The sequence below is a fragment of the Arthrobacter cupressi genome (assembly GCF_900099975.1).
In the GTDB taxonomy this organism is placed as follows: Bacteria; Actinomycetota; Actinomycetes; order Actinomycetales; family Micrococcaceae; genus Arthrobacter; species Arthrobacter cupressi.
In genome coordinates, this window is record NZ_FNEI01000003.1 from 1 (window position 1) to 20,788 (window position 20,788).

Consider the following 20,788-nt stretch of genomic DNA (forward strand, 5'->3'; position numbering starts at 1 on the left):
TGGTACTGCACCCGGGAGGGTGTGGGAGAGTAGGACACCGCCGGACAACCATTCACAGGTCGAGGCCCCCGAACACACGTCCGGGGGCCTCCCTCATTTAACAACACCACGGCAAGACGACCCGCCGGCCGGGTCACCCACAGTCCCCCTCCGGGAAGGCGGGGCAGCCGCGTTCAGTCCGCCGAACCCGGCAAAAACCCCGGAAATCCAGTGAATTTGGTCAAAAAAGCGCGGAAACACGCGGAATTTGCTGGCCGTGTCCGCCCAAGCTGGTAAGTTTTCGAACAGTGGCTCGTGCGCACACCGCGCGTGAGCTCGAGACTCGTACAGTCCAGGAGGACAACAATGGCTAAGAACCGTAGCGAACTGGTTGCAGAGGTTGCTGGCAAGGCTGGCACCAGCCAGGCTGCCGTCAACGGCGTGCTCGACGCCCTCTTCGAGGTCTTCGAGGCTTCTGTCGCCGCCGGCGAGAAGATCACCATCCCGGGCTGGCTCGCCATCGAGCGCACCGACCGCGCCGCACGCACCGGCCGCAACCCGCAGACCGGCGAAACCATCCAGATTGCAGCAGGCCACAGCGTCAAGCTGACCGCCGGCTCCAAGCTGAAGGCAGCTGTCGCCAAGAAGTAAGGCACTTCGGCGAACGCCTCGAAGGCGGCAGGCCCCTGGCCTGCCGCCTTCCGCACTTAACGCTCTCCACGTGCCCGGCCGCCGGGCGCCGATTCGCGGCCTCGGCAGCCTTGGCGGACAATGGATAGGTGCCACAAGCAAGAACCTCCGCCACAGCCCCCCAGCCCGCTCCCAAGGCAGCGGCAGGTGCGGGGACGGCACAAGGCATCAGCCTCCCATGGCAGCTTGCCGGCATCGGCGTGCTGCTGCTCGCCCTGGCCGGCGCCCTGCTCTTCTCGGGGGCTGCCGGAGCACGGCAGGTCTCCGACCCCGGCGCCCTGGTCCGGTGGGGCCTGCCGGTCAGCAAGGCGATCCACAACGTGGCGCTGGCCACGGTGGTCGGCGGGCTGATCTTCGCCGTCGGCATCCTCCCGCGCCACCTTCCCGGGCACCGCAGCAAGGAGACTGAGGCGCCGGAGCATCCGGCCTTCACCCGGGCTCTGGCCGTTGCGGCGGCCGCGGGCGCTGTCTGGACCCTTTCCGCCGTCGCGGTTCTGGTGTTCAGCTACGCGGACATCGCGGGGCAGGGCATTTCGGGCGACGCCGAGTTCACGCGTTCGCTCGTCTACTTCATGACCGATATCGAGACCGGCAAGGCCTGGCTTGCGGTCACCATCATCGCCGCGGTAGTCACCACCATCCTCTTTGGCGTCCGCTCCCTGGCGGGACTTGCCTGCACCCTGGTCCTGGCGCTGTGCGGGCTGGTGCCGACCGCGCTGATCGGGCACTCCTCAAGCTCCAGCGACCACGGCGGCGCCATCAACTCCCTCGGCCTGCACCTGGTGGGCGTCTCCACCTGGGTGGGCGGCATCATCATGCTCGCAGTCCTCTCGGGCATCCTGGCCGGCAAAGCCTCCGGCGGCAAGGACGCCACCGAACAGACGCTCCGCCGTTTCTCGGGCCTGGCCGGCTTCGCATTCTTCCTGGTCTTCGCCTCCGGCGTCATTAACGCCAGCATCCGGGTGACCACCTTTCAGGTACTCACCGGCTCCGCCTACGGCCAGCTGATCCTGGCCAAGGCCTTCGCCACGCTGCTCCTGGGCGGCATCGGCTTCATGCACCGCCGCTGGGTCATCCCGCAGCTGGGCCGGGGCGGCATGTCCGCCCGCCGGGTGCTCTGGCAGCTGGTCCTTGTTGAGCTGCTGGTGATGGGCGCGACGTCGGGACTCGCCGTGGCACTGGGCCGTTCGGCACCGCCGGAACCGACCACGTACGCGCCGGACGCGTCGCCGTCGTTCATCCTCTCCGGCTACGAACTGCCCCCGGAACTGACCCCCGAACGCATGCTCAGCGAATGGCGCTTCGACTGGATCTGGGTGACCGTGGCCGTCTTCGCCGCGGTGGCCTATCTCCTGGGCGTGGCCAAGCTGCGCCGGCGGGGAGATTCCTGGCCATGGCTGCGCACCGTGGTGTGGCTCGTGGGCCTGGCGGTCCTGACCTACATCACCTCCGGGCCGCTGGCCGTCTACGGCATGGTGCTGTTCTCCATGCACATGGTGGACCACATGGCCCTGACCATGGTGGCGCCGCTGTTCCTGGTGCTCGGCTCACCCGTCACCCTGGCGCTGCGTGCGCTGCCCGCACGCGGCGAAGGAAGCCGCGGGGACGGTTCCCGGGGCCTGCGGGAGTGGCTGCTGGTGTTCGTGCACTCGAAGTTCTCCCAGCTGGTGACGCACCCGCTGTTCGCCGCCGCGAACTTCGCCGGGTCGATCGTCATCTTCTACCACTCGGATGCCTTCGGCTGGGCCATGCGCGAACACGTGGGCCACGAGCTGATGAACCTGCACTTCCTGCTCACCGGGTACATCTTCGTGCTGACCATGATCGGCACGGACCCGCTGCCGCGCCGCGCACCGTACCCGATGCGGCTCCTGCTGCTCCTGGCCACGATGGGCTTCCACGCCTTCTTCGGCGTCTCCATCATGGGCGGCACAGGCCTGCTCGCCGCGGACTACTTCGGCAACCTCGGACGCACCTGGGGCGGTTCGGCGATCGCGGACCAGCAACTGGGCGGCGCCGTGGCCTGGGGGATCGGCGAGGTGCCCACGCTCCTGGTGGCGATCGGCGTCGCGGTTATGTGGTCCCGGTCAGACGAACGCGAGACCCGGCGGAGGGACCGCGCGGCCGAGCGGAATAACGACGCCGAACTCAACGCTTACAACGACATGTTTGCCCGGCTCGCGGACCGCGACGCCAAGCTTGCACAAACCGAACACGCACCACGGCCCGCGAAGCAGGCCGACCCCGACACAAAGCTGGAAGGACGCTGATGAGCGAATCCGTACGCACCCAACACCGGGTCCGGGCCTCCGAACTGGTGGGTCGCGGCTGGCTCAACACCGGCGGCAAGAACCTGGACCTGGAAGCCCTGCGCGGCAAGATCGTGCTGCTGGACTTCTGGACGTTCTGCTGCATCAACTGCCTCCACGTGTTGGACGAGCTGCGCCCGCTCGAAGAGAAGTACTCGGACGTGCTGGTGACCGTGGGCGTGCACTCGCCCAAGTTCGAGCACGAGGCCGATCCCGTGGCCCTCGCCGCGGCCGTGGAGCGCTACGAAATCCATCACCCCGTGCTGGACGACCCGGAGCTCGCCACTTGGAAGGCCTACACCGCCCGTGCCTGGCCGACTCTGGTGGTCGTGGACCCCGAGGGCTACATCGTGGCGCACCTGTCCGGTGAGGGCCACTCCGGCGGTCTCGCCGTGCTGCTGGAGGAACTCGTTACCGAACACGAGGCCAAGGGCACCCTGCACCGCGGCGACGGCCCGTACGTGGCGCCGGTTCCGACGTCGGGCACGCTGCGCTTCCCGGGCAAGGCCACGGCGCTGGAGAACGGCAACTACCTGGTGGTCGACTCCGGCCACCACCGCCTGGTGGAGCTGCGCCCCGACCTTGAGACCGTGGAGCGCGTCATCGGTTCCGGCACCAAGGGCTACCTGGATGGCCAGGCCGAGCTCGCCCAGTTCAACGAGCCGCAGGGTGTGGCTGTGCTGCCCTCCGAGCTTGCCTGGAAGCTCGGCTATGACGCGGTCGTTGCCGACACTGTGAACCACCGCCTGCGCGGTGTCACCCTGAGTTCCGGTTACGTGCAGACCGTGGCCGGCAACGGCATCCAGCGGCTGCTCGACGCCGGCCCCGCCCGGGTGAGTGCCACCGGTGCCGCCGAATGGGCTTCCCCCGCCCACCACGAGGGTCCGGCCGATTTCGCCGGCGACGCCGTGGACGTGGGCGTGCTGGGCCTCGGCACCGGGGTTTCGCTGTCCTCGCCGTGGGACGTGGTGTGGAGCGACAAGCTGCAGCGCGTGGTCGTCGCCATGGCCGGCACGCACCAGATCTTCGCGTTCGAGCCGGTTTCCGGTGAGGTGTCCATCCTTGCCGGCTCGGGCCTGGAAGGACTCCTGGACGGTCCCGCCGAGGAAGCCTGGTTCGCCCAGCCTTCCGGCCTGTCCATCGACTCCGCCGGGGACATCTGGGTGGCCGACTCCGAAACCTCCGCGCTGCGCCGGCTGGTGCTCGGGGAGTCGGGCGGCGTGACCGTGGAATCCGCCATCGGCAAGGGCCTGTTCGACTTCGGCTTCCGTGACGGCGAGGCCGGCGAAGCCCGCCTCCAGCACCCGCTGGGCGTCACCGTCCTGCCCGACGGCTCCGTGGCCATCGCCGACACCTACAACGGTGCCGTGCGCCGCTACGACCCCGCGGCGAAGACCGTGTCCACCCTGGCACGCGGCCTCGCAGAGCCGAGCGACGTCGTCGTGGTCCATCCCGACGGCGGCGAGCCGCTCCTGGTGGTGGTGGAATCCAACAAGCACCAGCTGGTCCTGGTCCCGATTCCCAAGGAAGCCCAGCAGGTGGACGAGGGTGCCTCGCAGACCCAGCGGCCCAAGAGCCCGGTGGCCCCCGGCAACCTCGAACTCACGGTTCGCTTCACCGCGCCCACCGGACAGAAGCTGGACGACCGTTGGGGCGATCCCACGCAGCTGAAGATCTCCTCCACCCCGCCGGAGCTGCTGGTATCCGGCGGCGGCACCTCCGTGGGCCTGCTGCGCACGCTGGAGCTGTCCTCCGAGGTGGCCGAGGGTGTCCTGCACATCACGGCGCGCGCCGCGGCCTGCGACGGCCCCGAGACCGAGGACGGCGAAATCCCGGACCACGCCGCTTGCCACCTATACCAGCAGGACTGGGGCATCCCGGTGGTCCTGCAGGCCGACGGCGACACGGACCTGGTGCTGGACCTGCGCGGAATGGACTGAGCGGCTCTAGCGTGACTGGAGTGGCCCGGTTCTTGCCCGTTGGGGGCGGGAACCGGGCCATTTTGCTGAAGGTCGGGTCCAAAAAGCGGGCTGGTTCAGTCGGTCAGCTTTTCCACATACGCCGGTTCTTCCCAACAGGTGGCCTCTCCCTGTGCCCACAGTGGACAAATGGAGCCGACGGAAATTCTCAGGGGCGCTGGCGGTGTGGCCCCGACAAGCCTGCTTATCGCCAACGGAATCGGCAGCCCGGCCATCAGGACCGCCATACGAAACCAGCGGATCCTCCGGCTGGAGCGTGGCCTGCTGGCGCTCCCCGGGGCGGATCCTGAGTTCGTTGCTGCAAGACGGTCACGGGCCTTGCTCACGTGCATCTCCGCCGGCAAACGATACGGGCTGTGGCTGTTGCACGAACCCGCCAAGCCGCATTACTGGCACACGAACGGGAGGCGAACGGGCAATTTCGTCAGCCACCGCGCGGCGCTCGTCCAGTGGCCCTTGGACGAACCCGTTGCTGCCCTTCCGGACGTCCTTCTGCACAGCCTGCTTTGCCTGCCGGCCCTTGAGTCGCTGGTGATGGTGGAGTGCGCTGTCAACCGGGGAGACATCGAGCTTTCGTGGCTACTCGGTCACCTGCCCGGGAGGCGCTGCGGGAAAGCCCGCAATGTCCTCGCGAAGGTGGACCGGGGAGCCGACTCGCTCCTTGAAACCCTGGCGCGTGTGCTCTTCCGGGACGCCGGCATCCGGGTGGAAACGCAGGTATGGATCGACGGGATCGGCCGGGTGGATTTCCTGCTGGAAGGCTTCCTCATCGTGGAACTGGACGGCTTGGCCTTCCATCTTGATCCGCGGCAGTTCAAGAAGGACCGGCGAAGGGACAATGCCGCAGTTCTGCAGGGTTTTCTCGTCCTTAGGTACTTCTACGACGACATCGTGCATGCGCCAGACACGATGCTCGCTGAGGTGAGGGAAGTACTGCGGACGGGGTCACTGCGCCACGGCTGACTGAAGTAGCCCACGTATTGCCAGGATTTTCCCGGCGCATCCAGGCTTGGCGCGGTCGACGTCCCGAAAATTGGGCCACTTCAGTCAGCGGCGCTTAGTAGCTCACCTGCGGGACCACCGCGATGCTGTTCTCGCCGATGTCCAGGCGGGTGGTGAAGCTGAAGTCCTGGACCTCGTTGAGTGTGCTGACCTGGCCGGTGAACAGGTCGATCTGCTTCGCCGTCACGCGGGCCTTGCCGTCGAGCGGCGCCACGGCCCAGCCGCCGGCGAACGGTTCGATGCTGACCTTCGGGTACTGGGTGATCTTCCAGCGGATGGTGCCCGGCTCGATGGGGCTGTTGGTCACGTGGTAGAACGGGCAGTCCGGCTGCAGGCGCTGCTGCCTGGTGGCCTCCTGGGCGCAGCTGTCCAGGTACTGCTTGACCTTCGCCGCGACGGCGTCGTTCAGGCTGTCCGTGGTCCGGGTCAGGAGGTTCAGGGGTGTCTGCCCGGAGTCGTTGCTGGTCACCGCGGTGTGGACCGGGATGGCGGTGAAGTATTCCTCGCTGAGGCTGGCCTCGTACTGGCCCGGGTAGAACACGGCGAAGCTGTTGCGGCCCTCGGGCAGGTTCACCGGCACGCCGTTGAGGTTCGCCTCGCTGGCGTTTACCACTGTGACGTCAATGGTGGGCAGGGAGGACGGCACGAACTCCCAGTGGCCGAAGAACAGCCATTCCGTGGCCGTGCGCTCCAGGAGGAACTCGGTGTGCTGCTGGTTGCCGTCGATCGTGTAATCGAGGGGAACCATCACGCGTTTCCCGCCGCGGGAGACCGGGGAACCGATCTTGACGTCGGAGACCTTCGAGGCCGCGGTCTGCAAGGCCGTGCCGTCCAGCATGGCAGCGTTTCCGCCCGGGACCGAGGCCTTCAGAAGGCCCAGCGCCGCGCCGCCGTCGCCCCGTTTCATGGCCGCCAAGTAATCGCGGACCGGCTGCTGCGGACTCGCCACGGTGTTGCTCACCAGGTTGATTGCAACGATGCATGCGGCGACAGCAAGCATCAGACCGAGCAGCCATCCGGCTGCGGTCTTGACGAAGGCTTGGCTGAGCTGCACGTCCCTTACGTTACCTGCCGGGCCCCCCTAAACTCCTAAACGCTGCCGGTGCGCGTGGCCGGAAAAACCGGAAAATCAAGCACCCGACGGCGGCTGGACCGTGCCGTTGTCAGCTGACGCCGGGCGCCTGAACAGGCGCCTGAACAGGGGAACACGGCGGCCGCCGCAGCCGGGAACGGCGGCCCTCCGGCCCGGAGGTCAGCTGCCTGGGTGGCCGCTTAATATGAAGCCGGCGCCGGCTCCCGGGCCGCGCCAGACGCTCCGCAGCCGGGGTCCCGCCGCTCAGCGGCGCCGGCGTGAGGAATTCCCGAAGATGCCGCGCATGAGTTCGCGCCCGAGCTGCGTGCCCAGGGAGCGTGCCATGCTTTTCAATCCGCCGCCGAGCGCGCCGCCCAAGGCGCCTGTCAGATCGCCCAGCCCGCCACCGTCGTGCTGCGTCCCGGAACTCCGCGTCCCGGCACGGCGCGGCTCAGGGGCGGGAGCCGGGGGCACCTCCAACGGAGGAGCCTGGGGCGCAGGGCGGCTGCTCGGCCGGCCCAGGATTTCCTCCTCGATGCGGCGGGCCTCGGCGTCGATGTCGTATGCGGTGGTGCTCGCGGGCACGGGAGGCAGTCCGGGTGCGGCGGCGCCGGTGGGCACCGCTGCCTTGCCGCTGAGCTTTTCGTAGGCGGAGAGGTTGTCCACGGCCGTTCCGTACTTGACCAGCAGGGCGGAGGAGGCCACGGTGCTTCGGACGAGCTCGGCGCTGCTGGGGCCCATGACCGATTCCGGGGCGCGCAGGCGGGTCAGGGCGACCGGTGTGGGTGCGCCCCGTTCGTTCATCACGGTGATCACGGCCTCGCCGATACCGGCCGAGGTGAGGGTTTCCTCGAGGTCGTAGTCGCTCACGGGGAAGGTGGAGACCGTGGCTTTCAGCGCCTTGGCGTCCTCGGGGGTGAAGGCCCGCAGGGCGTGTTGGATGCGGTTGGCCAGCTGGCCCAGGACGTCGGCCGGAACGTCTTTCGGGGTCTGGGTGACGAAGAAGATGCCCACGCCCTTGGACCGGATGAGCCGGACAGTGGTGGTGATGGCCTCGAGGAAAGCCTTGGACGCGCCGTTGAAGAGCAGGTGGGCCTCGTCCAGGAAGAAGACCAGCTTGGGCTTGTCGAGGTCGCCGGCCTCGGGAAGCTCCTCGAACAGGTCCGCGAGCAGCCACATCAGGAACGTGGAGAACAGCATTGGCTTGGTCTGCAGCGTGGGCAGTTCCAAGCAGCTGATGACGCCGCGGCCGTCCGGGGCGGTGCGCAGCAGTTCGGCGGTATCGAATTCGGGCTCGCCGAAGAACTTCTCCAGGCCCTGCGCCTCCAGGCCCACGAGCTCGCGCAGGATGACGCCCGCGGTCGCCTTGGAGAGTCCGCCCAGGTTCTCCAGCTCGGCCTTGCCTTCGGCCGAGGTGAGGAACTGGATGACGGAGCGCAGGTCCTTAAGGTCGAGCAGTTCCAGGTTCTTCTGGTCCGCGAAATGGAAGATGAGCTGCAGGCTGGATTCCTGGGTGTCGTTGAGCTCCATGATCCGGGACAGCAGGATGGGGCCGAAGGACGTGACGGTGGCCCGAACCGGGATGCCGTTGCCGTCCCCGCCGAGGGCCAGGAATTCCACCGGAAAGTTCCGGCCCGACCAGTCCTGGCCCAGGGCCACGGTGCGGGCGGTAAGTTTTTCGCTGGCGGTTGCCGCCGTGGCCAGCCCCGAGAGATCGCCCTTGATGTCCGCCAGGAACACCGGAACCCCCGCGGTGGAAAGCTGTTCGGCCATCATGTGCAGGGTGACCGTCTTGCCGGTGCCCGTTGCGCCGGCCACCAGACCGTGCCGGTTCATCATGGACAGCGGGAGGCGGACCTGTGCTTCCTTGTGGACTTCGCCGTCCACAATTGCGGCCCCGAGTTCGATGGTGGCGCCCTCCAGGGTGTAGCCCTGCTGGATGGTGGCGAGCTTCTCTGCAGCTGTCTTGTTGGCCATGCGCACAGCTTAGTCCTGCGACCGGGAGGAAAGATTGCTTGGAAAGCGCATTCCAACTAACGTTGGATCAGACTTCGCCCCCTACAGACTGCGAGACAAACCATGGACCCGGAAACCCGAAACGCCGCACTGAGCGGCACTTTGAGTCCGGGCCTGTGCTCCGTGACGCTCCGTTCCCACAGCGTGGACGACGTGGCGGCCCTTGCCGCAGAGGCGGGGCTGGCAGGCATCGAATGGGGCAGTGACGTCCACGTTCCGGATGCCGCCGCGGCCGCCCGCGCACGGAAGGCCTGCGCCAACGCCGGCCTCCGGGTCCTCTCCCTGGGGTCCTACTACCGCGCCGGCACCTTTGGGGATTTCGAAGCCACGCTGGCGCTCGCCGCCGGGATCGGAGCGCCGCGCGTCCGGATTTGGGCCGGGAGCCTTGAGCCCCACGAGGCCGACGCCGGCACCTGGGCTGCGGTGGTGGAGGACACCCGGCGGATCGCCGCCCTTGCGGCCGGCCAGGGCGTCGAGCTCGCCTTCGAATTCCACAACCGCTCGCTCACCAGCACGGTCGAGGGAACCCTGGAACTCCTGGGCCGGGTGGCGCGGCCGAACGTCGGCACCTACTGGCAGCCCGCCGTCGGCGTGTCCGATGCCGAGGCGCTCGACGCCCTGCGGAGCCTGCTCCCACGGCTGATGGGCATCCATTGCTTTTCCTGGTGGCCGCAGGCCGAACGCCTGCCGCTGGACGCCCGCGAGGACCTGTGGCGTGAGGCGCTCGCGATTGCGCGCAGCAGCGGCCGGGACCTTGACGTGATGCTCGAGTTCGTCGCGGACGACAGCCCGGAGATCCTGCTCCGCGACGCCGCGACGCTGCGCCGCTGGATCGGCGCCCTTCAAGCTGCGCGAAGCGGCGCCGTTTAGGCGGTTTCCGTGCTCCGGCGCAGGCGGACGGTGCCGGTGATTCCGGAGGCGGCATCGTCCTCCGCGGGCAGGTCCGACAGGGCGCCAAGCGTCACCCTCCGGCCGATTTCCTCCAGCGGCAGCCCCACCGTGGAAAGCTCGGGGCGGAAATCCCGGAGCCATTCGATGTCGTCAAAGCCGGCCACGGCGGCTTCCCCGGGCACCGACAGGCCCCGCTCGCGCAGCGCCGCCACGATCCCGATCGCCATGACGTCGTTCCCGGCGAAGATGCACGGCCGCCCGCCCCGATCGCCGGGGCGCCCGGCCAGTTGCGTTCCGGCGTCGAACCCGCCGTTGCGGCTGAAGGCCGTGTGCAGCACCTCCGCCGGTTCCCGCCCCGCCTCCGCCAGGCCGCGCTGGAAGCCGCGGACCCGCTCGTCGGACGTGGCCAGGCCGTCCGGGCCGGCCACGATCACGAACGGCCCCGTGTGCGCTGCGGCCAGTTCCGCCGCCAGCCCGCGGGCCAGCTCCTCGTTCGGCACGGGCAGCGTCCGGTAGCCCTCCGTCTCCGGCAAGCCGATGATCCCCTGCCCGACGACGCCGAGCCGGCCGCCGTTGCGGCAGTAGCGTTCGAGCTCTGCGGCGAGTTCGCCGTTGGCGGCAGAGTCCTCCGCCCGGGTTGAGCGGGAGCCGGCGATTACGATCGCGTCCGCGCGCCGGGCGGCGAAAGCGGCGGCGGCCTCCTTTTCCCCGGCGGGCGTGCCGTCGGTGGTGGCCAGCAGGACCATCCGGCGCTCCTGGCGTGCCGCGGATTGGACGCCCCGGGCGATGGCCGAGAAGTAGGGGTCGGCAATGTCGTGGACGATCAGCCCGATGAGGCCCGTGCTGGATTTCGCGAGCGCCTGGGCCTGGGCATTGGCCACGTAGCCGAGGGATTCGGCGGCCTGGCGCACCCGTTCGGCGATGCCGGCCCCGGGTGTGCGGGCGGAACCGTTGAGGACCCGTGAGGCCGTGGCGGGGGAGACGCCGGCGAGTTTTGCCACTTCGGCCAAGGTGCTTGCGGCCACGGGGTTCCTTTCCATATGGGGGCTCATGGGGGCTCCGCCCATTATGGCAGTTTTGAGGCCGGCTCGGGAAAGCGCTTGCCAAGGGAGCTGTCCGCGTGCACACTGGAACGACTGGGAATGCGCTTTCCAACTAATCCCGAGAACTTTTGGAGGACACATGGGTTTCGAAACCAGGACCATCCGGATTGCCATGAACGGCATCACCGGCCGCATGGGCTACCGCCAGCACCTGCTGCGCTCTATCCTGCCGATCCGCGACGCCGGCGGCTTCACCCTGGAGGACGGCACCCGCGTCCAGGTGGAGCCGATCCTGGTGGGCCGCAACGAGGCCAAGATCCGCGAGCTTGCCGAGAAGCACAAGATCGCCGAGTGGACCACGGACCTGGATTCCGTGATCAAGGACCCCTCCGTGGACATCATCTTCGACGCCTCCATGACCAGCCTGCGCGCGGCCACCCTGAAGAAGGCCATGCAGGCCGGCAAGCACATCTTCACCGAGAAGCCCACGGCGGAGACCCTCGAGGAAGCCGTGGAACTGGCGCGGATCGGCAAGCAGGCCGGAGTCACCGCCGGCGTCGTGCACGACAAGCTCTACCTGCCCGGCCTCGTGAAGCTGCGCCGCCTGGTGGACGAAGGCTTCTTCGGCCGCATCCTCTCCATCCGCGGCGAGTTCGGCTACTGGGTCTTCGAAGGCGACGTGCAGGCAGCCCAGCGCCCGTCCTGGAACTACCGCAAGGAAGACGGCGGCGGCATGACCACGGACATGTTCTGCCACTGGAACTACGTCCTGGAAGGCATCGTCGGCAAGGTCCGGAGCGTCACCGCCAAGACCGCTACCCACATCCCGGTCCGCTGGGACGAGGCCGGCAAGGAATACCAGGCCACGGCGGACGACGCCTCCTACGGCATCTTTGAACTCGAGACCCCGGGCGGGGACGCCGTCGTCGGCCAGATCAACTCCTCCTGGGCCGTGCGCGTCTACCGCGACGAACTGGTGGAGTTCCAGGTGGACGGCACGCACGGTTCCGCCGTCGCCGGTTTGAACAAGTGCGTTGCGCAGCAGCGCGCCCACACCCCCAAGCCGGTCTGGAACCCGGACCTGCCCGTCACCGAATCCTTCCGCGACCAGTGGCAGGACGTCCCGGCCAACGCGGAACTGGACAACGGCTTCAAGCTGCAGTGGGAGGAATTCCTGCGCGACGTCGTCGCCGGCCGGGAGCACCGCTTCGGCCTGCTTTCCGCCGCCCGCGGCGTGCAGCTGGCCGAACTCGGCCTCCAGTCCTCCGCCGAACGCCGTACCGTCGACATTCCGGAGATCGTGCTCTGATGACGTCCCTGATCCTTCCCGACGCCGACGGCGGCACCCGCCGCTACACGGTCCGCCCCGCGACGTCCTGGGCCAGGCCGTCCGCACCTTTGACGTCCCGGCGCGCCTACGCCGCGGCGCACGTGATCCCCGAAGCCTCCGCCGACAACACCCCCGGAGCCCCGGCACAGCTCAACTGGGACGCCACCCTGGCCTACCGCCACGAGCTCTGGTCCTATGGCCTGGGCGTGGCCGACGCCATGGACACCGCGCAGCGCGGCATGGGGCTGGACTGGGCGGCGACCCAGCAGCTCATCAAGCGTTCCGGCGCCGAGGCCGCTTCTGTGGTGGCCGCGGGGAATGCCGCGACGGCGGGCAAGTCCGTCCGCGACCTCGTCGCCTGCGGCGCCGGGACCGATCAGCTGGACCTGGACGCCTTGCCGGGCGGCGCCGCCGGCATCCACGCCGTGCTTGACGCGTACCGCGAGCAGATCGCCATCGTGTCCGAAGCCGGGCCCAAGGTGATCCTCATGGCCTCGCGTGCCCTCGCCCGCGTTGCTCGCGGCCCGGAGGACTACCTGCACGTCTACTCCACCTTGCTGCGGGAAGTGGAGCAGCCCGTCATCCTGCACTGGCTGGGCACTATGTTCGACCCCGCGCTCGCCGGGTACTGGGGTTCCGACGACGTGACACAGGCGACCGACACCTTCCTCGGCCTCATCCGGGAGCACGCGGACAAGGTGGACGGCGTGAAGGTCTCGCTGCTGGACGCTGCGCACGAGGTGGCGCTGCGCGCCCAGCTGCCGGCCGGCGTCAGGCTCTACACCGGGGACGACTTCAACTACCCGGAACTGATCGACGGCGACGGCACGCACCACTCGGACGCGCTGCTGGGCATCTTTGCGGCCATCTATCCGGCCGCCTCGGTGGCCCTGCAGAAGTACGACGCCGGCCACGCCGCCGAAGCGCGCGCCATCCTGGATTCCACCCGGGAGCTCGGTAAGCACATCTTCAGCGCACCGACGTTCTACTACAAGACCGGCATCGCCTTCCTGTCCTGGCTCAACGGCAAGCAGCCGGGCTTCCAGATGGTCGGCGGCCTGCACTCCGGCCGTTCCGTGGTGCACCTGGCCCGTACCTTCGAACTGGCGGACCAGGCAGGGCTGCTGCGCGATCCGGCGCTCGCCGCGTTCCGCATGTCCGACTTCCTGCGGATCAACGGGGTGGGTGCATGAGTGACCTGAGCAGGCTTTCCCTGAATACCGCCACCACCAAGAAGTGGACCCTCGCCGAGGCCGTGGACGGCTGCGTCCGGGCGGGCATCCCGGCGATCGGGCCGTGGCGGGACCGGGTGCACGAGGCGGGGCTGGATAAGGCGGCCCGGCTGATCAAGGACGCCGGGCTGCGGGTCTCTTCGCTGTGCCGCGGCGGTTTCCTCACAGCGGCCGACGCCGAAGGGCAGGCGGCCGCGCTCGCCGACAACCGCGATGCCGTCCTCGAAGCGGTGGCACTGGACACGCGCGAACTGTTCCTCGTCGTCGGCGGCCTGGCCACCGGTGAGAAGGACGTGGTGGCGGCCCGGCAGCGGGTGGCGGACCGGCTTGGGGAACTGGTGCCGTTCGCCGTCGAGCACGGGGTACGGCTGGTCCTCGAACCGCTGCACCCGATGTACGCCGCGGACCGGGCACTGATCTCCACGCTCGGGCAGGCGCTGGACCTCGCGGCACCGTACCCGGCTGACGCCGTCGGGGTGGCCGTGGATACCTTCCACGTGTGGTGGGACCCGGAGCTGAAGGCGCAGATCGAACGGGCCGGGCGGGAGCAGCGGATCGCCTCGTACCAGGTGTGCGATTTCAACCTCCCGATCGCCGCGGACGCGCTGCTGTCCCGCGGCATGATGGGCGACGGCGTGATCGACTTCGCGACGATCGGCAGCTGGGTGCGGGACGCCGGATACAGCGGCGACATCGAGGTGGAAATCTTCAACCAGGACATCTGGGACGCCGACGGCGACGCCGTGCTGGCCACCATGAAGGAGCGCTACGCGGAGCTGGTCCTGCCCTTCGCCTGAGCCGTTTTCAACGCCCGCTTCCAGAGGTGCGGCACCGTGTGATTAATTCCTCTCGGCGTCCCCTTGACGGCGGGCAAGGGGAGCCTCCAGCATTGATCGTAGCGTTCATTTCTCGAACGTTTCTTATCGGTGTCGCACTTCCGTTTCCGGGGAAGTGGTGTCGGGCAAGGGAGCGGATCCTGCGCCGGAAATGGACAACATTGTGGGACTGTGGTTGGACATCGCAGGTTGGGGCGGCGCAGTTGCGATCCTGGCGTCCTATCTCTCCGTTTCCATGGGCTGGCTGCGGGCCGGCCGGCGCTTCCAAGCGGCGAACCTCGTGGGTTCCGTCGCCTTCATCATCAACGGGTCCTACTACGGCGCCTGGCCGTCCGTGGTGACCAACGTCGCCTGGTTCGTGATCTCGGCGGTGGCGCTTGTCCGCATGCAGCGCGCCGCGTCCCGGGCGGGACAGGCTCCCGAAGCCGAACCGGTGGAAGCCGTGGCGCCGATGGCCCCGGCGCACCCCGTTCCCGTGGTGACCGCCTCGATTCCGGTGGTGCAGGCGCCGGTGCAGGCGGCCCCGGCACACCCCGTACCGGTCGTCACCGCCTCGGTGCCCTTGGTGCCTGCCTGCCAGGGGTCCCCGCAGCCCGCGGAGGCGTAAGGCCTTTTTCTGCTTGTCCCGGGCGTCCCGCTCCACATTCTGCTGGATCACCTCCCGGCCGCCCGCTCGCGTCCGCGTGGTTTGGGGGCGAGGCGTCCTGCCAGTCCGGGTGATCCAGCAGAATCGCCACGGGAAACCCAGCGCACCGGTCCACATGGCTCAATTCAAGATCTAGGGCAACACTGAATCCCTGGCAGGGGCACGGCAGCAGATGTCGGACGCGCTCCACGAGGCTCCCCGCCGCACATTCTGCTGGATGACTCCGGCTGCGATCGCCTGTGACCGCGCAATCCCGGGCGGTTCAAGCCGGCCCGGCCGGGTGATCCAGCAGAATCGTCAACGGAAACCCGGGACTACGCGTCCTTGTTCCGGTAGCTGACGTACACGACGCCGTTGCCGAAGCGGCGTTCCTCCAGCAGTTCGAGCTGGAGCCCGACTCCGTCCGGCAGGAACCGCTTGCCGCCGCCCACCGTGACGGGGCTGAGGAAGAAACGGAACTCGTCCACGAGCCCGGCCTTGACCGCTTGCCCCGCCAACCCGGCACCGCCGATGGAGAGTTCCCGCTCGGCCGACTCTTTCAGCGCCCGGACGGCTCCGGCGTCGAAGGCTTTTTCAATCCGCGTCCTCGCCGTGGAGGGCTGCTCCAGGGACGTGGAGTACACGATCTTGTCCGCCGCATGCCAGATCCCGGCGTAGTCCTTGATGGCCTGGGGTTCTCCGGAGGTGTCCAGATCCTCCCACCACGCCATGACCTCGTACATCCGGCGGCCGAGCAGGTAGGTGCCGGACCTGCCTTCGAGCTCGTTGACGAAGCCGTGGACCTCCTCGTCCGGGGCGCTCCAGTCGAAGTTGCCGTCAGCGTCCGCGATGTAGCCGTCCAGGGACATGATGGCGGTGTAGATCAGCTTGGCCATGAGCTGAGGGTACGCCGTTCCGGCTCGCTCCTGAATGCCGTGCACCGGGCTAGTACAGCTAGTCCCGGACGCGGTGCAGGCGATGCCAGAGGAGCGCGACGGACAGTGAGGTCCGGGACTCGGCCTCGTCCAGGGAAACCCCGAGGCGGTCTTCGAGCTTGCGGATGCGCGCGTAGAGCGCCTGCCTGCTGATGTTTTGAGCCTTCGCCAACGCGGACATGTTGCCGCCGTGGTCGAGGTAGGCGGACAGCAGGGCCAGGACTTCCGTGTCGAGCGGTTCCAAGAGCGGCCCCAGCTCCGACTGCGCGAACGACCTCAACCGGGAGTCGTCGCCCAGGAGCGACAAAAGCCCCCGGAGCCGGACATCCCCGAAGCGGTAGAACGGGCGGTTCCGCGAACCCAGGGTGGCGGCGGTCTCGGCTACCTGGTCGGCGTCGTCCAGGCCGCGGGCCGCCCGGAGCAGGGAACGGTCCGCCTTGCCCACCCCGAAAGTCCAGACAACCCCGGAGGTCCGCGCCCCGGAGGTCGGGGCCCCGGGGGTCCGGACGCCCGCAGTCAGCCGGTGGAGCGTGGAATCCTCAAGCTCCAAGGCATCCAGGGGCAGCAGGATGGCCACGGAGCCGGCGCGGAGGCTCGCGGCCAAAAGGGATTGCCGCTCCTGCCGCGACCAGTCCTGCAGGGCGTCCAGTAGCGCCCGTTCGCGGAGCTGCACCGCGGTGGCGTCGGCCGGATCCGCCCCGCCGTCGTGCCGCGCGACCACCGGAATGTAGGCGGCCGCGGAGGACAGGCCGAGCGCTCCCGCCCGGGCCAGGGCTTCCTTTTCGCTGGGTGGCGAGGCCTGGCGCAGGTCCTGCACCAGGCCGGCCCGCGCCTGGAACAGCAGCTCGCGGCGATCCCGGCCGGCCATGCGCGCCATGGTGAGCGCCTGGCCGGCGCGCTCGAGGACCTGGAGGGCGTCCGCCAGGTCCCAACCGGCGGGCTCGTTGTCCGTGGTGTCGTCCGGTGCGGGCGGTGCCACCGCTGGGGCCACAAGCCGCCCCCACCTCTGCCCCTTCAACCCCACGGGGGTCTGGAGCCAGCGCTCGCCGCCGGCGGCGAATCCTGTCTGGTTGAGGTAGCCGACAAAACGCGAACGCTCCGCCCAGCCCTCCAGCAGCCGGGTGGGATTCTCTTGCTGCGCGGCGTAGCTCAGCACCAGGTGCGCCGGGTCCTCGAACACCACAGGGCTGCCCAGGAGCTCCGCCGTGGTCCGGACGATTTCGCCTTCCCCGGCATTCTTCAGGCCAAGGGCGGTGAAGACTTCGTGGACCTGACGGGCCCGCTCCAGGCGGACCACCTGCCGGTCCATCAGGGCCCGGTGGGCGGCTTCGGTGACCTGGACGAAGCGGGTCCGGCGGGTGAGCAGGACCAGCGGCGCTGCCGCGGACTGCGCCGCCGCGCGGAGAACGTCGATCGCCGCACTGTCCGGAGCGCCGTCGTCGTCCACCAGTTCGACGACGACGGCGGCCGCGCCCGCCGCGTGGAAGCGCGCCACGAAGGCGGCGGTGAGCTCAGCCGAGTGGCGGAAGGCGAGGCCGGTGGTGAGCACCAGTTCGCCGCCCTCCAGCAGCGAGCTGGTGTCCGCCTCTTCGGCGATGTGCACCCACCGGACCGGACTGTCGAGCTCGGCGTCACCGGCCAGGACTTCCGGGCCGCCGGCCGCCAGCGGCGGCAACGCAAGGGTGTCCCGGACGGTCAGAGGACGCTGGGCTGTGGGCGAGAGCATGGACACAGTGTAATGCCGGACTGCAGGATTCGACACAACGTGTCAGGTGCGCGCGGGGTTTGCCAGACCAGACCATGGAGGCAGCACACTTCGTGAAAGGACCCCCATGCAGACCACTCATTTGCAGACCACTTCTTTGCAGACCATCGAACACTGGATCAACGGCACCACCACCGCGGGCGACGGCGCCCGTTTCGGTGACGTGACCAACCCGGCCACCGGAAAGGTGAGCGCCCGCGTTGCGCTCGCGAGCAAGGCCACCACGGAGGAAGGCATCGCTGCCGCAGCGGCCGCCTTCCCGGCCTGGCGCGACACCTCGCTCGCCCGCCGCGTCCAGATCCTCTTCGCCTTCCGCGAGCTCCTGAACGCCCGCAAGGGTGAACTCGCCGCCATCATCACCGCCGAACACGGCAAGGTCCTGGACGACGCCCTGGGCGAGATCGCGCGCGGCCAGGAAGTGGTGGAGTTCGCCTGCGGGATCCCGCACCTGATTAAGGGCGGCTACACCGAGAACGCCTCCACCAAGGTGGACGTGCACTCGGTCCGCCAGCCGCTCGGCGTCGCCGCCATCATCTCCCCGTTCAATTTCCCGGCCATGGTGCCCATGTGGTTCTTCCCCGTGGCGCTCGCCGCCGGCAACACGATCGTCCTCAAGCCCAGCGAGAAGGACCCCACCGCCGCCAACTGGCTGGCCGCCCTGTGGAGGGAAGCCGGGCTGCCGGACGGCGTCTTCAACGTGGTGCACGGCGACAAGGAATCCGTGGACACTATCCTGGACTCCCCGGAGGTTTCGAGCGTCTCCTTCGTGGGATCCACCCCCATCGCCAAGTACGTCTACGACCGCGGCACCGCCGCCGGCAAGCGCGTCCAGGCCCTGGGCGGCGCCAAGAACCACATGCTCGTGCTGCCGGATGCGGACCTGGACCTGGCAGCCGACGCCGCCGTCAACGCCGGCTTCGGTGCCGCGGGCGAACGCTGCATGGCCATCTCGGCCCTGGTTGCCGTCGACTCGATCGCGGACGAGCTCGTGGCGAAGATCGCCGAGCGCACCCGCACCCTCCGCATCGGCGACGGCACCCGCGGCTGCGACATGGGTCCGCTCATCACCGCCGCCCACCGCGACAAGGTGGCCGGGTACATCGACGCCGGCATCGACTCCGGCGCCACCGTGGTGATCGACGGCCGCAACCCCAGCCCGGACGCCGAGGGCGAAGGCTTCTTCCTCAACCCCACCCTCTTTGACAACGTCACCCCGGAGATGAGCATCTACCAGGACGAGATCTTCGGACCGGTCCTCTCGGTGGTCCGCGTGGACAGCTTCGACGACGGTATGAAGCTGATCAACTCGAACCTCTACGGCAACGGCACGGCCATTTTCACCAATGACGGCGGCGCGGCCCGCCGCTTCGAGAACGAGGTCACCGTGGGCATGATCGGCATCAACGTGCCCATTCCCGTGCCCATGGCCTACTACTCCTTCGGCGGCTGGAAGAACTCCCTTTTCGGGGACACCCACGCCTACGGCAGCGAAGGCGGGCACTTCTTCACCCGCGGCAAGGTGGTCACCTCCCGCTGGCTGGATCCCAGCCACGGCGGCCTGAACCTCGGCTTCCCCACCAACTCCTGACTCACCTGGGTTAGCGGACGACGGCGGCGCATCCCGCCGTCGTCGTCCTCCTCCCGCTTCACCACACAGAAAAAAGGGGTCACCCCATGACCATCGAGACGCTCCCCGGCGTGGAGGCCATCCCGCCCACTGCCGAAGAAATCGCCGCCGGCCGCCGCGCCCACGAGCTGGACCGCGCGCACGTGTTCCACTCCTGGTCCGCGCAGGACACCCTCAATCCCATGACCATCCTCAAGGCCGCCGGCTCAGAGGTCTGGGACGGTGAGGGCCGGAAGTTCATCGACCTGTCCAGCCAGCTGGTCAACACCAACATCGGGCACCAGCACCCGCGCGTGGTCGCCGCGATCCACGCGCAGGCGGGCAAGCTCTGCACCGTGGCGCCGCAGCACGTCAACGACGCCCGCTCCGAAGCCGCCCGGCTCATCACCGAACTGGCGCCGGAGGGCCTGAACCACGTGTTCTTCACCAACGGCGGCGCGGACGCCAACGAGCACGCCATCCGCATGGCCCGGCTGCACACCGGGCGCCGCAAGGTGTTCTCCGCCTATCGCAGCTACCACGGCGGCACCGACCTGGCGATCAACGTCACCGGCGACCCGCGGCGCGTCCCGAACGATACGGGCGACGCCGGCGTGGTCCACTTCCTGCCCGCCTACCTCTACCGCTCCTACTTCGGTTCCACCACGGAAGCCGAGGAGACCGCGCGGGCGCTCAAGCACTTGGAGGACATGATTGTCCTGGAGGGTGCCGCGAATGTGGCCGCCGTGATCCTGGAGTCCGTGCCGGGCACCGCGGGGATCTACGCCCCGCCGGCCGGGTACCTGGAGGGTGTCCGCGAACTGACTCGGAAGCATGGCATCATGTTCATCGCCGACGAAGTGATGGCAGGTTTCGGCCGCACGGGCGAATGGTTCGCCTTCGACCGCTGGGGTGTGACTCCGGACCTCGTGACCTTCGCAAAGGGGGTCAACTCCGGCTACGTTCCGCTCGGCGGCGTGGTCATCTCCGACGACATCTTCGACACTTTCCGCCAGCGCGTGTACCCGGGCGGCCTGACCTACTCCGGCCACCCGCTCGCCTGCGCCGCCGCCGTGGCCACCATCGAAACGATGCGCGACGAACGGATGGTGGAGAACGCCCGCCGACTCGGTGAGGAGATCATCCGGCCGGCGCTGGAGGCCTTCAGGGAGAAGCACCCCAGCGTGGGCGATGTCCGCGGCTCCGGCGCGTTCTGGGCGATCGAACTGGTCCGGGACCGGGAAACCCGGGAACCACTGGCGGCCTACGGCGGCTCCAGCCCCGAGATGAACGCCGTCATCGCCGAGATCAAGGCCGGCGGTGTGCTGCCCTTCGCCAACTTCAACCGCATCCACGTGGTCCCGGCGCTGAACATCCCGGACGAGCTGCTCCGCGAGGCGCTCGCCGTGATCGACCGGGCGCTGGACGTCGCTGATGCTGCCGTGGCCGGGATGGCCGGGACGCCTATGCGGTGAAAG

16 protein-coding genes are annotated in these 20,788 nt (G+C 68.7%); 11 read left to right on the forward strand and 5 right to left on the reverse strand.

Annotation, left to right across the window (positions count from 1 at the left end; genetic code table 11):
* Nucleotides 1-345: 345 nt before the first annotated feature.
* The 4 genes from BLP88_RS04285 to BLP88_RS04300 all read left to right on the forward strand — a co-directional run bounded on the left by BLP88_RS04285 (nt 346) and on the right by BLP88_RS04300 (nt 5,920).
* Nucleotides 346-630: an HU family DNA-binding protein gene (locus BLP88_RS04285; RefSeq protein WP_070350644.1), complete on the forward strand. Its 285-nt coding sequence runs from the start codon at nt 346-348 to the stop codon at nt 628-630.
* A gap of 128 nt (nt 631-758) precedes the next feature.
* Nucleotides 759-2,939, forward strand: coding sequence for a bifunctional copper resistance protein CopD/cytochrome c oxidase assembly protein (locus BLP88_RS04290; protein WP_074587233.1), 2,181 nt, complete (start codon nt 759-761; stop codon nt 2,937-2,939).
* Nucleotides 2,939-4,918: an NHL domain-containing thioredoxin family protein gene (locus BLP88_RS04295; RefSeq protein WP_074587235.1), complete on the forward strand. Its 1,980-nt coding sequence runs from the start codon at nt 2,939-2,941 to the stop codon at nt 4,916-4,918. Before BLP88_RS04290 ends, BLP88_RS04295 begins: the two co-directional genes overlap by 1 nt.
* Before the next feature lie 168 nt (nt 4,919-5,086).
* Nucleotides 5,087-5,920, forward strand: a complete 834-nt coding sequence (locus BLP88_RS04300; RefSeq protein WP_074587236.1) for an endonuclease domain-containing protein — start codon at nt 5,087-5,089, stop codon at nt 5,918-5,920.
* A 94-nt stretch (nt 5,921-6,014) separates the two neighbouring features.
* On the opposite strand, the gene BLP88_RS04305 is transcribed toward BLP88_RS04300, so the two are convergent.
* Both BLP88_RS04305 and BLP88_RS04310 read right to left on the reverse strand, forming a co-directional pair.
* A complete protein-coding gene (locus BLP88_RS04305; protein WP_074587661.1) occupies nt 6,015-6,959 on the reverse strand; it encodes a hypothetical protein in 945 nt (314 codons plus the stop codon).
* A gap of 336 nt (nt 6,960-7,295) precedes the next feature.
* Nucleotides 7,296-9,008 (reverse strand): helicase HerA-like domain-containing protein, encoded by a 1,713-nt coding sequence (locus BLP88_RS04310; protein WP_175453486.1) that lies wholly within the window; start codon nt 9,006-9,008, stop codon nt 7,296-7,298.
* 102 nt (nt 9,009-9,110) lie between these two features.
* Here BLP88_RS04310 and BLP88_RS04315 point away from each other — a divergent pair, with 102 nt between their 5' ends.
* Complete coding sequence (locus tag BLP88_RS04315) at nt 9,111-9,917, forward strand: sugar phosphate isomerase/epimerase family protein (RefSeq protein ID WP_074587240.1); 807 nt, start codon at nt 9,111-9,113, stop codon at nt 9,915-9,917.
* Here the strand turns inward: BLP88_RS04315 and BLP88_RS04320 are convergent.
* Entirely contained in the window at nt 9,914-10,963 is a 1,050-nt protein-coding gene (locus BLP88_RS04320; protein ID WP_074587662.1) for a LacI family DNA-binding transcriptional regulator, read from the reverse strand. The genes BLP88_RS04315 and BLP88_RS04320 overlap by 4 nt on opposite strands.
* Before the next feature lie 157 nt (nt 10,964-11,120).
* Between BLP88_RS04320 and BLP88_RS04325 the strand changes: the two genes are divergently transcribed.
* The 4 genes from BLP88_RS04325 to BLP88_RS18580 all read left to right on the forward strand — a co-directional run bounded on the left by BLP88_RS04325 (nt 11,121) and on the right by BLP88_RS18580 (nt 14,986).
* A complete protein-coding gene (locus tag BLP88_RS04325) occupies nt 11,121-12,290 on the forward strand; it encodes a Gfo/Idh/MocA family protein (RefSeq protein ID WP_074587242.1) in 1,170 nt (389 codons plus the stop codon).
* Nucleotides 12,290-13,504, forward strand: a complete 1,215-nt coding sequence (locus BLP88_RS04330) for a dihydrodipicolinate synthase family protein (protein ID WP_074587244.1) — start codon at nt 12,290-12,292, stop codon at nt 13,502-13,504. The genes BLP88_RS04325 and BLP88_RS04330 overlap by 1 nt, the downstream gene beginning before the upstream one ends.
* Nucleotides 13,501-14,340 carry a sugar phosphate isomerase/epimerase family protein gene (locus tag BLP88_RS04335; protein ID WP_074587245.1) on the forward strand — a complete coding sequence of 280 codons (840 nt, stop codon included), beginning with the start codon at nt 13,501-13,503 and terminating at the stop codon, nt 14,338-14,340. The genes BLP88_RS04330 and BLP88_RS04335 overlap by 4 nt, the downstream gene beginning before the upstream one ends.
* Nucleotides 14,341-14,530: 190 nt before the next feature.
* Nucleotides 14,531-14,986 carry a CBU_0592 family membrane protein gene (locus BLP88_RS18580; RefSeq protein WP_139163303.1) on the forward strand — a complete coding sequence of 152 codons (456 nt, stop codon included), beginning with the start codon at nt 14,531-14,533 and terminating at the stop codon, nt 14,984-14,986.
* A gap of 353 nt (nt 14,987-15,339) precedes the next feature.
* On the opposite strand, the gene BLP88_RS04345 is transcribed toward BLP88_RS18580, so the two are convergent.
* Nucleotides 15,340-15,900, reverse strand: coding sequence for a dihydrofolate reductase family protein (locus tag BLP88_RS04345; protein ID WP_074587247.1), 561 nt, complete (start codon nt 15,898-15,900; stop codon nt 15,340-15,342).
* Nucleotides 15,901-15,958: 58 nt separating this feature from the next.
* Nucleotides 15,959-17,665 carry a PucR family transcriptional regulator gene (locus BLP88_RS19215; protein ID WP_074587664.1) on the reverse strand — a complete coding sequence of 569 codons (1,707 nt, stop codon included), beginning with the start codon at nt 17,663-17,665 and terminating at the stop codon, nt 15,959-15,961.
* 136 nt (nt 17,666-17,801) lie between these two features.
* Here BLP88_RS19215 and BLP88_RS04355 point away from each other — a divergent pair, with 136 nt between their 5' ends.
* On the forward strand, nt 17,802-19,292 hold the full coding sequence (locus BLP88_RS04355; RefSeq protein WP_074587665.1) for a CoA-acylating methylmalonate-semialdehyde dehydrogenase: 1,491 nt from the start codon (nt 17,802-17,804) through the stop codon (nt 19,290-19,292).
* Between the two features lie 86 nt (nt 19,293-19,378).
* Nucleotides 19,379-20,785, forward strand: coding sequence for an aspartate aminotransferase family protein (locus tag BLP88_RS04360; RefSeq protein ID WP_074587249.1), 1,407 nt, complete (start codon nt 19,379-19,381; stop codon nt 20,783-20,785).
* Nucleotides 20,786-20,788 lie beyond the last annotated feature (3 nt).

Bases quoted from the DNA above. Each gene is read 5' to 3' on its own strand.
- BLP88_RS04300 (WP_074587236.1), top strand. From the start codon at position 5,087: ATGGAGCCGACGGAAATTCTCAGGGGCGCTGGCGGTGTGGCCCCGACA.
- BLP88_RS04285 (WP_070350644.1), top strand. From the start codon at position 346: ATGGCTAAGAACCGTAGCGAACTGGTTGCAGAGGTTGCTGGCAAGGCT.
- BLP88_RS04345 (WP_074587247.1), bottom strand. From the start codon at position 15,900: ATGGCCAAGCTGATCTACACCGCCATCATGTCCCTGGACGGCTACATC.
- BLP88_RS04335 (WP_074587245.1), top strand. From the start codon at position 13,501: ATGAGTGACCTGAGCAGGCTTTCCCTGAATACCGCCACCACCAAGAAG.
- BLP88_RS04360 (WP_074587249.1), top strand. From the start codon at position 19,379: ATGACCATCGAGACGCTCCCCGGCGTGGAGGCCATCCCGCCCACTGCC.
- BLP88_RS19215 (WP_074587664.1), bottom strand. From the start codon at position 17,665: ATGCTCTCGCCCACAGCCCAGCGTCCTCTGACCGTCCGGGACACCCTT.
- BLP88_RS04325 (WP_074587242.1), top strand. From the start codon at position 11,121: ATGGGTTTCGAAACCAGGACCATCCGGATTGCCATGAACGGCATCACC.
- BLP88_RS04315 (WP_074587240.1), top strand. From the start codon at position 9,111: ATGGACCCGGAAACCCGAAACGCCGCACTGAGCGGCACTTTGAGTCCG.
- BLP88_RS04305 (WP_074587661.1), bottom strand. From the start codon at position 6,959: ATGCTTGCTGTCGCCGCATGCATCGTTGCAATCAACCTGGTGAGCAAC.
- BLP88_RS04310 (WP_175453486.1), bottom strand. From the start codon at position 9,008: ATGGCCAACAAGACAGCTGCAGAGAAGCTCGCCACCATCCAGCAGGGC.
- BLP88_RS18580 (WP_139163303.1), top strand. From the start codon at position 14,531: ATGGACAACATTGTGGGACTGTGGTTGGACATCGCAGGTTGGGGCGGC.
- BLP88_RS04330 (WP_074587244.1), top strand. From the start codon at position 12,290: ATGACGTCCCTGATCCTTCCCGACGCCGACGGCGGCACCCGCCGCTAC.
- BLP88_RS04295 (WP_074587235.1), top strand. From the start codon at position 2,939: ATGAGCGAATCCGTACGCACCCAACACCGGGTCCGGGCCTCCGAACTG.